Here is a 14,307-nt window from a genome sequence, read left to right on the forward strand (position 1 = left end):
GATTACTAGAGATAGTAATCGCCTTTTTTTATGTTTTAAAAATAGAATTAATCAAGAATCTCTTCTTGATCTGTTACTATTAAATATCTTTTAAATAAATCGTTACCTAAAGCAGTCTTAATGCTAGATTGTAACTTTTTGTTAACATCAATTACTGCATTATTATAATCTGCTGTTCCAGCTTGTAAATGCTTTTCTATAGATTGAAGTTTACTATCGTTTGCTTGGTATGCCATATAAACCTTCTCTAAAGCAGCGTCATCAAACTTTATTTGAGAACGTAATTCTTTTGCCTTAGCATAAGCAGACTCATTAATCTTAGCAGTATCTTGAGCTAATGCAGACTGAGTACCAATTAACATAGCAAATGCAAAAAAGCAAAATGTAAATAATTTTTTCATTGTTATAGTTGTTATTCGTTTATATCTCAAAGTAAAGCTATTTCTCTAACTATTGCAAATAAAAAAGTGCCGAATAGATTATCGGCACTTTTTTGCTTTTAAAGGTTTTCTATCGAACTATTCTTTCTCTGCCTTTCGCTCTCTTTTTTCCTTTGTTTTTCCTCCTTTTTTATGCTTCATTTTACCATGTTTTCCTTTCATCATCCTTCTTTCTGCCATTTTGCTATATTTTTCATATTGCTCTGCATTTAAGATTTTCTTCATCTCTCTTTTTGTAGCAATTAAATGATCTAGCTTATCATTCTCTTTTTTCAGTTTCTCTTCTGGAGTTGGTTTTTTATCGGCATCCTTCAAAGCTTTTCGCTTTTCCATTGTAACTTTTCGAAGTTGGGCATTTTTAATATTTAGTTTTTCAACTTTATTTTGTTGGTCTTGAGAAAGGTCTAAAGCAAGCGTCATTTTTTTAGTCTTAATTTTTGCCATTTCTATTGGGTCCATATCTTTATGGTGCTCCATTTTCTCTTTTCGGTTCTTTCTGTCTTCTTTCTTGTCTTGAGCTGTTACTTGCAAAGCAAATAACGCTAATACTACTATTAATATTTTTTTCATCTTTATATTGTTTAATTGTTATACACTCTTAAGATAGAAAAAAAATAAAATGGTTTAAAGTCTATTTAACATTTGGGTTTTAATTAACAGTTTGTGCTTTAGCAATCAGCTCTAATGTTACAGTATATAAAGGTTTATTTTCCATTTTGCTTTTAAGCCATGCAAAATAACTCATTACAAAAATATCTTCGCGTTTAGCTTCTACCCAAACAAAGGCGTGTTTTACTTTATTAATAAATTGTTCTGTTTTTATACTATTTGGATTTTTGTAATAGGTTTCAATAAACTGTAAATAGGTTATCACACGTTCTTGATTGATGCTTTTTAAATAAGTGGAGTAATTGCGTTTAAAGCTTAATAATCGAGAGTCTACTAAGTCTATATTTTCTAATTCTATGTGTAGAATTATTTCAATTAAATTCTTTTTAATCACCCATTCTTTTCCAACTTTTGTTTCGTAGTAATTATCTGTGTGGTAGAAAGATTTAAAGAGAGTGTGTGCTTTTTTGTAGTTTTCGTCTTGTATATAATACATAGCCAAGCTTAAATTAATATCAAGTACTGTTTCTAAATCCTTGTGTTTTTTTAATATTAGAGTTTCTAGTAAAGCAATGGCTTCTGTTTGTTGGTTAGAGTAATTTAAATTTAAGGCTAATAGTAAGTTATACTTTAGTTTAAAAGTAGAATAGTGTTTTTTGTTCTGTTTTAACATGTGCTCTTGCATGAGTTCTAAATGCTGTAAAGAGGCGTTAAATTTTTTATTTCTGAATAATGTATTCGCAACTAAATACAATACTTGAATATGGTAATACAGTTGTTTGTCTTTACTTTTATAGTGTTGTAATTTTTGATAGGTTTTTACAAGAAAAGGCTCAATTTTAAAATAGTCTTTTGTTACAAAAACCGAGAGACTAACTATTGTAATTAATTGATAAAGAGATTTAAAAGACATGGACTCATTTAAGCTAATATTGTATTCTTTAAAGATGTCTTCAAGTAGCTTTTCGAAATCTATACCATTTAATTTATGTTGGTCTAGCAATGTAATTTGTCGAATTTTTGCATAAACAATATTAAGTTGGTCTTCTAGAAAATAGTTTTTTTGATTTGCCTTAAATTTTTCAATTAATACATCTAGGTCTTCATTTGGATTAGCATAAGCATATTGAATTTTGGTGTGATATATTTCATTTAAAATAGGAAATAACAAATGTTCGCTGGCTATAGCCTCTGCTTTATCTAAAATATTATAAGCTACTTTATATTGCTCACGGATTAAAAATGTTCGGGATGCTAAAATGTATTTTATAACCTGCATGTCTATAGAATTCTCTTCTTCTAAACTAGTATTTGCAATAAAATCTATAATAGATTGATACAATCTTTTCCTTAAAGCATGGTAAGCATCCTTTTGTTTACCGTTATATAACTTTATAAAAATGCCTTTAGAATCTAATTTGTTTTGAGCTAATAATTTAAAAAGTGCTATGTTTTTAGTATCGTTTCTTTTGTTTCTTTTTTCAAGGTGGTTAACGAAAAGGAGTTTTTCTTCTTTAGAAAAAGTGGTTACTATTTGATTTAGGTTTATCATTTAATCGTCGGTTATAAATCTAATTATTCAATAAATATAGTATTAATTTTATATTTAGTATAAAATATATCGTCGGTTTGTTTAAAATGTAGTTTTCGTTAAACTTTTATTCGGTCGCATATTTGCCTCATAATCATTAAAACAAAAATAATTATGGATTATCAAACAACAGATTCTTTAAAAGAAACAGGAAAAAGAAAAAAAATAAAAAAGAAGATCAAATTTTTGACCAAAAGCCCACAGCAGCATTTGTTGGAGCTTCGTGGACAGCATTAATAATTGGTATCGCTGCTTATTGTATTGGTCTATGGAATGCAGCTATGGCATTAAATGAAAAAGGCTATTATTTCACCATTATACTATTTGGTTTGTTCTCTGTTATATCAGTACAAAAAGCAGTAAGAGATAAAATGGAAAATATTCAAGTAACAGAAATGTATTATGGTATAAGTTGGTTTGCAAGTATAGCAGCAATAGTATTATTGGTTGTTGGTTTATGGAATGCAGATTTAGAGCTAAGCGAAAAAGGATTTTATGGGATGTCTTTTACTTTAAGTTTATTTGCCGGAATTGCAGTGCAAAAAAACACTAGGGACATTGCCTTTATAGATAATAATGAAACAGAAGATATATAGAATTTTGTTTTGATGAAGGTTAGTTAACCTTAAATGGCGTGACTATAAGTTACGCCATTTTAAATTTACAACAACATAGGGAAACAAATAAATTAGTAATGCCTCTTGTTTTATCCTTAAGCTTAAAAAAAAGATTAAATTGATAAAATATTAAAAGAAACACGAATGAATTCTAAACTTATAAAAGAATTGCCAGAGTTGGTAGAAAACGATGTAATATCTCAAGATGTTGCTTTTAAAATTGAGCGTTATTACCAATCTAAAGCAAGCGATACACCAAATAGGTTATTTACCGTTTTTGGAGTATTAGGCTCTATTTTAGTAGGTCTTGGTCTTATTTTAATACTAGCACATAATTGGGATAATTTCTCTAAGACAATTAAAACACTCTTTGCTTTTGCGCCGTTAATAATAGGACAGGTATTGGTTGGTTTTTCAATTTTAAAGAAAAAAAGCCAAACATGGAATGAAGCTTCTGGAGTATTTCTGTTTTTTGCAGTTGGTGCTTCTATTGCAATGGTAAGTCAGATTTATAATATTCCAGGAAGTTTTACTAATTATATGTTGGTTTGGATTTTACTTTGTACACCATTAATCTACCTTTTAAAATCTCATGCACTTGCATTATTACATCTTGTTTACGCAACTGTTTATGCGTGTAATTATGGTTATGCTAATGGAAGTAAAGCGCCTTGGTTATTTTTAGTATTACTTTTATTACTACTTCCGTATTATATAACTCTAATTAAAAGTAAGCCTAAAGCAAATATTACATCAATTTTTAATTGGTTATTACCAATAAGTCTTATTATTACTTTAGGTGCATTTATAACAAAATTCGATGAGCTTATTTTCTTGTCTTATATTATTCTATTCGGTTTGTTTTATAATTTAGGAAAACTCCCAGTGTTCAATAATTTAAAATTAAGACAAAAGGGATATTTAGTTCTAGGCTCTTTTGGAACCGTTGTTTTATTATTGATAGCAAGTTTTCGTTGGGTTTGGGAAGATGTATTTCGTATCTCTTCTTTCTCAGGAAAAGAAATAACCTTGGTTATTGTATTATTTGTAGTTGCTTTTGGTGTTTTAATTTATTTATTTCTGAAAAAACAAGCAGAAAAATTTAACCTTTTCCATTACATATTTATAATAATGACGATTTTGTTTTTTATAGGCTTACAAAACGACATTTCTCCTACAATAATTACCAATATATTGTTATTAGTTTTAGGTATAAATGCAATAAAAATAGGAGTAGATAAAATGCATTTTGGTGTTTTAAATTACGGACTAGTAATTATTACCGCTTTAATATTTTGTCGTTTTTTCGATACTAACATGAGTTTTGTTATTAGAGGTTTGCTATTTGTAATTGTAGGGATTGGTTTTTTTACAACCAATTATATAATGCTAAAAAAGCAGAAGTCTAAAGAAACTAAAATATTAAAATAACACATTAAGAAGATGAAATTAAAATACATATTCACACTATTTATACTTGTTGTAATAGCACAGCTATTTGTTCCAATGCAAATGATTTTTGGACAAGAAGCTGTTTTAAATAACGGAAAAGCATATAAGTTTAGAACTCAACCTGTAGATCCCAGCGATCCTTACAGAGGTAAATATATAACTTTGAGATACGATATAAACGCTGCTGTTTCTGTAGATTCTACTTGGGAAAGAAAACAAGACATTTATGTATACTTTGAAGAAGATAGTTTAGGTTTTGCTAAATTAACAGAGGTAAGTAAAGCACCTTTAGTAAACGCAAAAGACTATGTAAAAACTCAAGTAAACTGGTACAATAAATACGATAGTAATGTGACTTTTAATTTACCTTTCAATCGTTTTTATATGGAAGAAAATAAAGCTAAACCTGCCGAAGATGCTTTTAGAATTGCACAACGCGATACCTTACCAAATAACACTTATGCTTTAGTTTATGTAAAAGATGGTGAAGCCGTTTTAAAAGATGTTATAATTAATGAAATTTCTATTGCAGATTATGTGGAGGAGAAGTAATACTATCTAAATTGTAAAGTAAAAAGAAGATTAAGTGTGTTTGGTTAATTAGTTAATATTAGCAAATCGTTTTTATTCTAATTCGTATTCTTTTCGGAAAACAAATGCAATTGGTTTATCTTTAGATTTCATTCCATTATAGTCAAATAGCATGTCATTGGTTGCATGTTCTCCGTTTTCTCCAAATAAAAACGTAATTGAATTTCTATTTGTTAAATTAAAATTCTTTAATTCAACAATAAGTTCTTCGAAGAAATATTCAGAATCGAGTATGTGTTCTTTATATTCAATGAGTTTATTTAAACCACCAGCTTTCCATAAAATCCTCTTCATAATATTCTAACTCAGCATCTTTTCCGAATTTAGATTTAGAATCATCATCGTTTTCATAATCAAAATTCAGGTAGTTTTTATATAGTTCATTTTCAGATTCAAAGGTTCCAATCCAAACGCATATTACTTTTTTAGGCATCGTTCTTTAAATGTTTGCTAATGGTTTCCTTTAATGCTGATTTTATTGTTTTTGTAGCCAAACCCTAATTTCTTTGCGTAGAGAAACTTCAGGTTTTGGCAAAGGAATTGTTTGTCCAAATTGTTTACTTCTATTAAATTTCGAAAACGTAATTTTATGTTTTTTCCAAACTTCAGGATATACTTCCAAGAATTTATTAAAAAAACTTCGTTCATTAATTTTTCCTTCTATTTTAGAAAGTACTTCTTTAAATTTTTGTTCTTGGTCTATAATCATTGTGTTGTTATATAGTGATAAATAAAACTAATTTTAATTTTTGGTTTATTATGTAGTTAAGCAAATCATTTTTTTAATTCATTTCGCACCAATTTAAAAAATCTTGAACTACAACATCCCATTTCTCTATATATTCTTCATTTTCAGATTGCGGTATTATAGAAAACGAATGGTCTAATTTAGGATATACTTTAAAAGTCAAGTTACTTTTTTTATTCCTAATAAACTCAATTGGTATTAAATATGCTGACTCTATTGGAACAGCTTTGTCTTTTGCTCCGTGTGCAACATATATTGGGATATTAATTTTTAACAAATTATCTATAGATGGTTCTACTGATGAACTCCATTTTCTATAAGAGTGACCTAACCATTTTTTAGTTAAACTATTAGGATGTTCATATATGTCTTTAACTTCATTAATAATCTTTTCAATCAATAAAATTGATTCTTCTTCTGTTGTTTCTCCTCTTTGAACAGATTTTCTAATATCGAGTATAAAATCATAATATTGTGCATTTCCTCCACCTGAAAAATAACCAATATTCGAAATTTTATTATTAATTGTTCCAAGTTTCGCAACTACTTCGGAGCCTTCTGAATGACCTAAAAGGATAATTTTGTTTTGCTTTTTTAAAATATTATCTGAAAGATAATTTACAACTTCATTAGCTTGCCATACTCTATAATTTAAGTTATCATTTTCATAAAATGATTTAGGGATTTCAAAATCATTTCCAAAAATTTCAAAAGGTATATTTTTTTTAGAAATAGCAACTAACAAATAGTCTTTAGAAAATTCTGTTAAATTAAAAGGTAAGGTTTTATGAACCTCTAGATATTTTTTAATTTTTGGTTCTTCATTTTTTGAAGTTTTAATGGTATCAATATGTCTAATTAATTTATAAAAAGGGTCACTCCCTGAACCTTGAATATATAAAAGAACACCTTTTTTTTGTGTCACATCTCCATTTGAGTATGTGTGAAATTTTATTGTGTCATTATCTTTTACTATTGAATAATGTTCAAATTTATTTTCAAAATATTTTTTTTGACCAAAACTTTTACAAGCAAAAACTAAAGATATTATTACTGAAAGAATTAATTTCATAGATTTCTTATTTCCTGTAAAGACTGATTAAATTTTCGAATGTTGCATTAGCCAGAACGTTCATATAAACCAAACTTAATCATTTACAGTCAGTTTTACAACCCAAATAGGTGTTATAACCCAGCTTTTAAAGCTGCTGATTTATATTTGTTTTTAAGGTAGATATATCAACTTTTTGTAGTGTTAAGTAGTAAGATATTTAAAATTTCCTAACTTTACATTAATCCAGAATTAATTTAATTAATCACATGAAAAAAGTAATATACATATTAGCATTCGCTTCTATATTTTCTTGCAAAGAAGAGCAGAAACAAACGGAAGCGAAAACAGAAATTGAAACACCTAAAACCGAAATGCAAACCAATCTTGATAAATACGTAAGTGTAAAACTTACTGCAGATTTAAGTGTATTAACCGAAAAGGAAAAGCAAATGCTGCCTATTTTAATTAGTGCAGCAAATAAAATGAACGATTTGTTTTGGTATGAATCTTATGGAGATTGTGATGCTTTATTAGATGGTATTACAGATAAGGCTACTAAGGACTATGTTAAAATAAATTATGGTCCTTGGGATAGATTAAATAATAACAAACCATTTGTAGAAGGTATTGCTGCTAAACCAAAAGGAGCAAATTTTTATCCTGCAGATATGACAAAAGAGGAGTTTGAAAAGGCCTCTATGGAAAACAAAACAAGCATTTATAATTTTGTAAGACGAGATGGAGAAGGTAATTTGTACACAATACCTTACCACAAGCAATTTGAAGCCGAAGTGAATGAAGTGTCTCGTTTATTATTAAAAGCTTCAGAGTTAGCAGAAGATAAAGGTTTAAAAAACTATTTAGAATTAAGAGCCGCTGCTGTATTAAATGACGATTACCAAAAAAGTGATTTCGCTTGGATGGATATGAAAAATAATACATTAGATATTGTTATTGGACCAATTGAAACTTACGAAGATCAGCTTTTTGGAAATAAAGCTGCGCATGAAGGTTACGTGTTAATTAAAGATCAAGAGTGGAGTGCAAAACTTGCTAAGTTTAGTAGTTTTTTACCAGAGCTTCAAAAAGGATTGCCTGTAGACGCAAAGTATAAAAAGGAAAAGCCAGGTACTGATAGCGATTTAAATGCATACGATGTTGTGTTTTATGCAGGAGATTGTAATTCTGGAAGTAAAACAATTGCCATTAACTTACCAAACGACGAGGAAGTTCAGCTAAAAAAAGGAACAAGACGTCTACAGCTTAAAAATGCAATGCGTGCTAAGTTCGATAAAATTTTAATGCCTATTTCTAATGTTTTAATTGAAGAAAGCCAACGTAAACACATTACTTTCGATGCTTTTTTTGCAAATACAATGTTTCATGAAGTGGCTCATGGTTTAGGAATTAAAAATACTATTAATGGAAACGGAACAGTTAGAACATCTCTTAAAGAACATGCAAGTGCACTTGAAGAAGGTAAAGCTGATATTTTAGGATTATACATGGTGCAGCAATTGCACAAAAAAGGAGAGTTAAAAGAAGATTTAAAAGATAATATGGTCACTTTTATGGCTGGTATTTTTAGATCTGTACGTTTTGGTGCATCTAGTGCGCACGGAAAAGCAAACATGATTCGTTTTAACTTCTTCCAACAAATGGGTGCTTTTACAAGAAATGAAGATGGAACTTATAAAGTTAATTTTCAGAAAATGGAAAGTGCTATGGAAATGTTATCTCAAGTTATATTAACCTACCAAGGTGATGGTGATTATGAAGGTGTTGCTAAATTTGTAGATAACTACGGTAGTATTCCTGAGCAGTTACAAAAAGATTTAAACCGCTTAAGTGCTGCAAGTATTCCTGTAGATGTTGTTTTCGAACAAGGAGTAGAGGCTTTAGGCTTAGAATAATATTATAAAAAGAATATTTAATTAAAAGGCTTCAAATAAAATTTGAAGCCTTTTTTATGTTTTAAATAGAGTGTAATAAAGTAAAGAGTGTTTAATACCATTTAATAAAAATAAAAAAAGGAACTACATTTCTGTAGTTCCTTTTTAATTTATTGAGATTATTCGCTATCGCTCGTAATGAAAAATGTTATTAAACCATCTCAACAAATAAGCCATCATCGGTTTTGCTAACTTTAGCAACACCAAGTTTAGTTAATCCTTTTACGGTTTTATCCCATTTTTTATTACTTAAACCAGATTGGCTTTTTAAGTCGTTTAAATCTATAGGTGAATTTTTCTTTAAGATTTCGAAAACTGCTTTTTCCTCTTCATTCATAGGAACTGCTTTTTTCTCAGGTCTCATTTGAGGGAAGAATAAAACTTCTTGTATAGATTGATTGTTTGTTAAAAACATAATTAATCTATCCATTCCAATTCCCATTCCAGAGGTTGGAGGCATACCATATTCTAAAGCACGTAAAAAGTCTTCATCTATAAATTCAGTTGCTTCATCATCACCTTTTTGAGCCAGTTTTAATTGGTGCTCAAAACGTTCGCGTTGGTCTATTGGATCGTTAAGTTCAGAATAAGCATTTGCTATTTCTTTACCACAAACCATAAGCTCAAAACGCTCTGTTAGTTCTGGATTATCTCTATGTTCTTTACATAACGGACTCATCTCTTTTGGGTAGTCTGTAATAAATGTTGGTTGGATGTAGTTACCTTCACATTTCTCACCAAAAATTTCATCTATTAATTTTCCTTTACCCATAGTAGCATCCACATCTATTCCCATGCCTTTAGCAGCATCAAAAATTTCAGATTCCGTTTTACTATTAATATCAAAACCGGTAAATTCTTTTATAGAATCTGCCATTGTAATACGTTTGTAAGGCGCTTTAAAGTTTACTTTGTGTTCTCCAAAAGTAGCTTCGCTAGTTCCATTTACAGCAATTGCACAATGTTCTAAAAGTTTCTCACAGAAATCCATCATCCAGTTGTAATCTTTATAAGACACATAAATTTCCATTGCTGTAAATTCAGGATTATGGGTTCTGTCCATTCCTTCGTTTCTAAAGTTTTTAGAAAACTCATAAACACCATCAAAACCACCTACTATTAAACGTTTTAGGTAAAGTTCGTTAGCAATTCTCATGTATAATGGAATGTCTAAACTATTATGATGCGTCATAAAAGGACGTGCAGCAGCTCCTCCAGGAATAGGTTGTAATATTGGAGTTTCTACTTCAAAGTAACCAGCGTCGTTAAAGAAATTACGCATGGCGTTAAATAACTTTGTACGCTTTACAAATACTTCTTTTACATGTGGGTTTACAGCTAAATCTGCATAACGTTGTCTGTATCTCATTTCTGGATCTACAAAGGCATCGTGTGCTTTTCCTTCGGCATCAATTTTTGGTAATGGTAAAGGTTTTAAAGATTTACTTAATAAAGTAAAGTTTTTAACTAATACCGTTTTTTCTCCAACCTTAGTTGTAAATAATTCACCTTCAATACCAATAAAATCACCAATGTCTAATAATTTTTTATAGACATTGTTATATTTACTTTTATCTTCTCCTGTGCAAATTTCGTCTCTATTAAAATAGACTTGTATTCTGCCTTCGCTGTCTTGTAACTCTGCAAAACTAGCATTACCTTGAATACGACGAGACATTAAACGTCCAGCAATAACCACCTGTTTACCTTCCTTAAATTCCTGTTTTATCTTTTTTGATGTTTCAGAAACTGGAAATAAATCGGCTGGATATGGGTTAATACCCATTTCACGAAGCTTTGCTAGCTTTTCTCTACGTACGAGCTCTTGCTCTGATAATTGTGACATAATATAATTTTGTTTAAGCTTGCAAAGATAATGCTTTGTAACAAATCGCAATAGTTTGCGTCCTATAATTAAATCATCAATCATCACTGAGCGTTGTTCAGTTTAAAATCAAATCAAATTATGAGTATCTGGAGAGTTATCCTATCAATTATTTGTCCACCTTTAGCAGTCTTAGATAGAGGTTGTGGCTCAATACTAATTACTTTTTTATTATGGCTTTGCGGATGGGTTCCGGGCGTTATTGCAGCTTTAGTAATATTAAATAATCCTAAAAAATAAAATAAAGCTTGTCCTTATTATATATACACATTTCAAACGGTTACTAATTAAGAGTAATGTTTAGTTTAATATTGAAGATATTACATTAAATGAAGTCTAGTTAATCTTGAACAGAACTTGGCTTAGATTATTGTAAAAGGCTGTTTTATTCTTAATTTATTGTAATTTTGTAGTCTATGAATAAAAAAATTGCACTTCAAGATTTAGGTTCTAAAGATTTTAAAGACACTTGGGATTACCAAGAAGAATTGTTTAAAGGTGTTTTAGAGACTAAAATTAAAAACAGAAGAGAAGACGCTGGTTTAGAAACCAATAATTACTTTTTGTTTGTCGAGCATCCTCATGTTTATACCTTAGGTAAAAGTGGAGATATCTCTAATTTATTGTTAGATGAAAAGCAACTGACCCAAAAAGGAGCAACTTTCTATAAAATAAATAGAGGTGGAGATATTACATATCATGGTCCTGGACAAATTGTGGGTTATCCTATTTTAGATTTGGACAATTTTTTTACGGACATTCATAAATATCTTCGTTTTTTAGAAGAAATGATAATTCTTACGCTTGACGAATACGGTTTAAAAGCAGAACGTTCTCCCGGTGAAACTGGAGTTTGGCTTGATGTTGGAACACCATTCGCTAGAAAAATTTGTGCATTAGGAGTTCGCGCTAGTCGTTGGGTAACAATGCACGGTTTTGCTTTAAATGTTAATGCAGACTTAGGGTATTTTGATAATATTATACCTTGTGGTATTAGAGGAAAAGCGGTGACATCTCTTAATGTAGAATTGGGCAAAAAAGCGATTGATGAAGCTGAAGTTAAAAGCAAACTATTAAAACATTTTACCACTCTTTTTGAAGCTGAATTTACTAGCAATTAAAGTTGAGAGACTTTAAACTATACATACTTAATGCTGCTTTAATTTTTGTTGTAGGTTATTATATACTTCCAGATTTTTCGTTAAAAACAAGCAGTTTTTATAAAGTTTCAGATGTACTTTCTTCAGCTAAAATCGAAACTAAAAACGATGGTCGTTCTCGAGAGTATGGTCTTAGAAGTGTTATTGGTAAACGATTAATTTTAAATCTTAGCGATAGAGAGCTTCATGAATATTACATTTCAGATATTTACAAAAAGTATTGGGAGACATTACTAAACCCTAATGCTATTGGTCAAGATCTTGTATTGTATTTAGGAGTAGGCAAAGAACAAGAAGATCCTTTTAGAATTGAACTTAATAATAAAATTGTCTACGATACGGATGTAAGATTCTACAGGAACTTACTAATCATGCTTTTTATTTTAGCATTAACAGTAAGAAATCTATATTTTTATTTTAAAAGTGAAGAAATAATCGATTTTACTACAGATTTAAAAAGCGAAAACTATTCGTTTAGTGCTTTTATAAAACGTAAGGCTATTAGTTTGCGCGATTTCTTTTTGGGCTCTGGTAAACTTTAATTAAAAGTTTTTTTTAATTAGTTATCAATTTACTTTCTTTACTTTAATATTAAATTGTAGTATTATTCTTCTTTTTAGTGATTAAAAAGGTTTTTAATCGGTTTTTTATGTATTTATAACGGTTTTTTCGATTTTTTTACTTATTTTCGTAATCCCTAAATTGATTAAATATGAATATTAGATTGACAGTACTGTCTTTCGTTGTAGTATCCCTTATTACAACAAAGGCGATTTCACAAGTAGGTATTGGTAACACAAATCCAGATGCATCTTCTGCATTGGATATTACATCTACTACACAAGGATTATTAACTCCCAGAATGACAACTACCGAAAGACTTGCTATAGTAAGTCCAGCAGATGGCTTACTTGTTTACGACATAACAGAGAATTCCTTCTTTCATTGGGATGATAGTGCTTGGAATAAACTTTTAACTGGTTCCACTGTGCCAGAAAGTACTAGAGATAATTATAAATTAGTAAAAGATATTTCGGATTTAGCAGATGAGCTAGCAACTGGTTTAGGTGCTAAGTATATTTTGAATGAAGATTATTTATATGAAATAAACGGTGCTATTATTGTTGATCACAGTATAGATTTAAATGGAGCTAACCTTGTTGGTCGAGATACAGGAGAAGATGTTTTGGTAAATTCTTCTGGTACAACTTTATTTAGCGGTGCTAATGGTGGACGTATAAAGGATATTTTAATTAGCGGAGGAGGACAGCAAGTTTTTGATATTACAAGTGATGGTGTACAAAGTATGCTAGGTTACAGTGTAATAATAACTGATGCCTCTTCTTTAGGTACATTAAGTAATTTTAACGCTGTATTTTTTGAAGTATTACAAGTGGTAAATACTAGTAACGGTTTTAATATATCTACAATAAACTCTTTATTTGTTGATAAAGTATTTTGGACAGAAAGTAATAGTGGAACTTTTTTAACACTTTCTGGAACTTTTCAAAATTTGCAAATAGCTAATGGAAGAGTAGCTGTAGGAGCTGGTGAATTCGGTTTAAATGTTAGTGCAAATCCAACTATTGGAACTTCAGCATCATTAACAGGAATTAATTTTACAGGAGCAGGAACTAGGGTAATACCATACACAGCGGATACATACTCGGGTTATAATTTCAGTAATTTTTGGGATGTAGATTGCCAAGGAATTCCTCAAGAAACCGATAACAATGCCATTGGAGATTATAATTTAAGTTTTACTACAGGAACAGGAAATACTACTACTTATCCAGGAAGTGGAACACCAGTAAAAATAGTAGGCACAACTGCTACAAATAATTTATTCAGGTTTAGTGCAGTTGGTAATAATAGGTTGGTTTATGAAGGTAAAAGAACACGATATTTTACAGTAACAACAAGTATTTCGTTTAGAGGTGTTACTAATAATGATGTTTTATTATTTTATATAGCAAAAGGAAATAGTGGAGATGCCACAGCAACACCTGTATCTAACACCGCAACAGCTAGGGAGATTGGTGGAAGCTACGATATTGGAGCTGTAGCTGTTGTTGGAACTGTACAGTTAGCTCCAGGAGATTTTATAGAGTTATGGACAGAAAGAAACTCTGGATCGGGATCATCTGTTTATATAGCATCGCTTTATACAGTAATTCGATAAAAAAAATATAGAAATAAATAAAAAAG

General features: G+C 29.8%; 17 protein-coding genes. 9 read left to right on the plus strand and 8 right to left on the minus strand.

The annotated features are described in order from the left end of the window. Positions 1-47 precede the first annotated feature (47 nt). From ASC41_RS00175 to ASC41_RS00185, 3 genes are all read right to left on the minus strand, one after another. Positions 48-401, minus strand: a complete 354-nt coding sequence (locus ASC41_RS00175) for a hypothetical protein (protein WP_055434623.1) — start codon at positions 399-401, stop codon at positions 48-50. A gap of 117 nt (positions 402-518) precedes the next feature. After that, the gene (locus tag ASC41_RS00180) at positions 519-1,010 is read right to left on the minus strand and encodes a hypothetical protein (protein WP_055434624.1); all 492 of its coding nucleotides are present in this window, start codon (positions 1,008-1,010) and stop codon (positions 519-521) included. 79 nt (positions 1,011-1,089) lie between these two features. After that, positions 1,090-2,601 (minus strand): hypothetical protein, encoded by a 1,512-nt coding sequence (locus ASC41_RS00185; RefSeq protein WP_055434625.1) that lies wholly within the window; start codon positions 2,599-2,601, stop codon positions 1,090-1,092. 153 nt (positions 2,602-2,754) lie between these two features. On the opposite strand from ASC41_RS00185, the gene ASC41_RS17225 reads away from it, so the two are divergent. The 4 genes from ASC41_RS17225 (at position 2,755) to ASC41_RS00200 (ending at position 5,261) form a co-directional block, all read left to right on the plus strand. After that, positions 2,755-2,877: a hypothetical protein gene (locus tag ASC41_RS17225; RefSeq protein ID WP_262494946.1), complete on the plus strand. Its 123-nt coding sequence runs from the start codon at positions 2,755-2,757 to the stop codon at positions 2,875-2,877. A gap of 8 nt (positions 2,878-2,885) precedes the next feature. Continuing rightward, the gene (gene yiaA, locus ASC41_RS00190; RefSeq protein ID WP_420835915.1) at positions 2,886-3,236 is read left to right on the plus strand and encodes an inner membrane protein YiaA; all 351 of its coding nucleotides are present in this window, start codon (positions 2,886-2,888) and stop codon (positions 3,234-3,236) included. Between the two features lie 165 nt (positions 3,237-3,401). Further along, positions 3,402-4,688 carry a DUF2157 domain-containing protein gene (locus ASC41_RS00195; RefSeq protein WP_055434627.1) on the plus strand — a complete coding sequence of 429 codons (1,287 nt, stop codon included), beginning with the start codon at positions 3,402-3,404 and terminating at the stop codon, positions 4,686-4,688. Between the two features lie 12 nt (positions 4,689-4,700). Then, on the plus strand, positions 4,701-5,261 hold the full coding sequence (locus ASC41_RS00200) for a GDYXXLXY domain-containing protein (protein ID WP_055434628.1): 561 nt from the start codon (positions 4,701-4,703) through the stop codon (positions 5,259-5,261). A 72-nt stretch (positions 5,262-5,333) separates the two neighbouring features. On the opposite strand, the gene ASC41_RS00205 is transcribed toward ASC41_RS00200, so the two are convergent. From ASC41_RS00205 to ASC41_RS00215, 4 genes are all read right to left on the minus strand, one after another. After that, on the minus strand, positions 5,334-5,594 hold the full coding sequence (locus ASC41_RS00205; RefSeq protein ID WP_055434629.1) for a hypothetical protein: 261 nt from the start codon (positions 5,592-5,594) through the stop codon (positions 5,334-5,336). Further along, positions 5,557-5,733 carry an immunity 22 family protein gene (locus tag ASC41_RS16560; RefSeq protein WP_083477104.1) on the minus strand — a complete coding sequence of 59 codons (177 nt, stop codon included), beginning with the start codon at positions 5,731-5,733 and terminating at the stop codon, positions 5,557-5,559. The genes ASC41_RS00205 and ASC41_RS16560 overlap by 38 nt, the downstream gene beginning before the upstream one ends. 42 nt (positions 5,734-5,775) lie before the next feature. Next, positions 5,776-6,009 carry a hypothetical protein gene (locus ASC41_RS00210; protein WP_055434630.1) on the minus strand — a complete coding sequence of 78 codons (234 nt, stop codon included), beginning with the start codon at positions 6,007-6,009 and terminating at the stop codon, positions 5,776-5,778. 73 nt (positions 6,010-6,082) lie between these two features. Beyond that, positions 6,083-7,120: an alpha/beta hydrolase family protein gene (locus ASC41_RS00215; RefSeq protein ID WP_055434631.1), complete on the minus strand. Its 1,038-nt coding sequence runs from the start codon at positions 7,118-7,120 to the stop codon at positions 6,083-6,085. A gap of 248 nt (positions 7,121-7,368) precedes the next feature. Here ASC41_RS00215 and ASC41_RS00220 point away from each other — a divergent pair, with 248 nt between their 5' ends. After that, positions 7,369-9,015 carry a dipeptidyl-peptidase 3 family protein gene (locus ASC41_RS00220; protein WP_055434632.1) on the plus strand — a complete coding sequence of 549 codons (1,647 nt, stop codon included), beginning with the start codon at positions 7,369-7,371 and terminating at the stop codon, positions 9,013-9,015. 190 nt (positions 9,016-9,205) lie between these two features. On the opposite strand, the gene lysS is transcribed toward ASC41_RS00220, so the two are convergent. Then, a complete protein-coding gene (gene lysS, locus ASC41_RS00225) occupies positions 9,206-10,900 on the minus strand; it encodes a lysine--tRNA ligase (RefSeq protein ID WP_055434633.1) in 1,695 nt (564 codons plus the stop codon). 120 nt (positions 10,901-11,020) lie between these two features. Between lysS and ASC41_RS00230 the strand changes: the two genes are divergently transcribed. The 4 genes from ASC41_RS00230 (at position 11,021) to ASC41_RS00245 (ending at position 14,281) form a co-directional block, all read left to right on the plus strand. Further along, a complete protein-coding gene (locus ASC41_RS00230) occupies positions 11,021-11,179 on the plus strand; it encodes a YqaE/Pmp3 family membrane protein (RefSeq protein WP_083477105.1) in 159 nt (52 codons plus the stop codon). 176 nt (positions 11,180-11,355) lie between these two features. Beyond that, a complete protein-coding gene (lipB, locus tag ASC41_RS00235; RefSeq protein WP_055434635.1) occupies positions 11,356-12,060 on the plus strand; it encodes a lipoyl(octanoyl) transferase LipB in 705 nt (234 codons plus the stop codon). Positions 12,061-12,062: 2 nt separating this feature from the next. Continuing rightward, complete coding sequence (locus tag ASC41_RS00240; protein WP_055434636.1) at positions 12,063-12,641, plus strand: hypothetical protein; 579 nt, start codon at positions 12,063-12,065, stop codon at positions 12,639-12,641. A 170-nt stretch (positions 12,642-12,811) separates the two neighbouring features. Next, the gene (locus ASC41_RS00245; RefSeq protein WP_055434637.1) at positions 12,812-14,281 is read left to right on the plus strand and encodes a hypothetical protein; all 1,470 of its coding nucleotides are present in this window, start codon (positions 12,812-12,814) and stop codon (positions 14,279-14,281) included. The last annotated feature ends 26 nt before the right edge of the window (positions 14,282-14,307 follow it).

The sequence above is a fragment of the Lacinutrix algicola genome (assembly GCF_001418085.1).
GTDB classification, from domain to species: domain Bacteria; phylum Bacteroidota; class Bacteroidia; order Flavobacteriales; family Flavobacteriaceae; genus Lacinutrix; species Lacinutrix algicola.

Coding starts and splice junctions, on each gene's coding strand:
- ASC41_RS00175 (WP_055434623.1), bottom strand. CDS start 401: ATGAAAAAATTATTTACATTTTGCTTTTTTGCATTTGCTATGTTAATT.
- ASC41_RS00180 (WP_055434624.1), bottom strand. CDS start 1,010: ATGAAAAAAATATTAATAGTAGTATTAGCGTTATTTGCTTTGCAAGTA.
- ASC41_RS00185 (WP_055434625.1), bottom strand. CDS start 2,601: ATGATAAACCTAAATCAAATAGTAACCACTTTTTCTAAAGAAGAAAAA.
- ASC41_RS17225 (WP_262494946.1), top strand. CDS start 2,755: ATGGATTATCAAACAACAGATTCTTTAAAAGAAACAGGAAAAAGAAAA.
- ASC41_RS00195 (WP_055434627.1), top strand. CDS start 3,402: ATGAATTCTAAACTTATAAAAGAATTGCCAGAGTTGGTAGAAAACGAT.
- ASC41_RS00200 (WP_055434628.1), top strand. CDS start 4,701: ATGAAATTAAAATACATATTCACACTATTTATACTTGTTGTAATAGCA.
- ASC41_RS00205 (WP_055434629.1), bottom strand. CDS start 5,594: ATGAAGAGGATTTTATGGAAAGCTGGTGGTTTAAATAAACTCATTGAA.
- ASC41_RS16560 (WP_083477104.1), bottom strand. CDS start 5,733: ATGCCTAAAAAAGTAATATGCGTTTGGATTGGAACCTTTGAATCTGAA.
- ASC41_RS00210 (WP_055434630.1), bottom strand. CDS start 6,009: ATGATTATAGACCAAGAACAAAAATTTAAAGAAGTACTTTCTAAAATA.
- ASC41_RS00215 (WP_055434631.1), bottom strand. CDS start 7,120: ATGAAATTAATTCTTTCAGTAATAATATCTTTAGTTTTTGCTTGTAAA.
- ASC41_RS00220 (WP_055434632.1), top strand. CDS start 7,369: ATGAAAAAAGTAATATACATATTAGCATTCGCTTCTATATTTTCTTGC.
- lysS (WP_055434633.1), bottom strand. CDS start 10,900: ATGTCACAATTATCAGAGCAAGAGCTCGTACGTAGAGAAAAGCTAGCA.
- ASC41_RS00230 (WP_083477105.1), top strand. CDS start 11,021: ATGAGTATCTGGAGAGTTATCCTATCAATTATTTGTCCACCTTTAGCA.
- lipB (WP_055434635.1), top strand. CDS start 11,356: ATGAATAAAAAAATTGCACTTCAAGATTTAGGTTCTAAAGATTTTAAA.
- ASC41_RS00245 (WP_055434637.1), top strand. CDS start 12,812: ATGAATATTAGATTGACAGTACTGTCTTTCGTTGTAGTATCCCTTATT.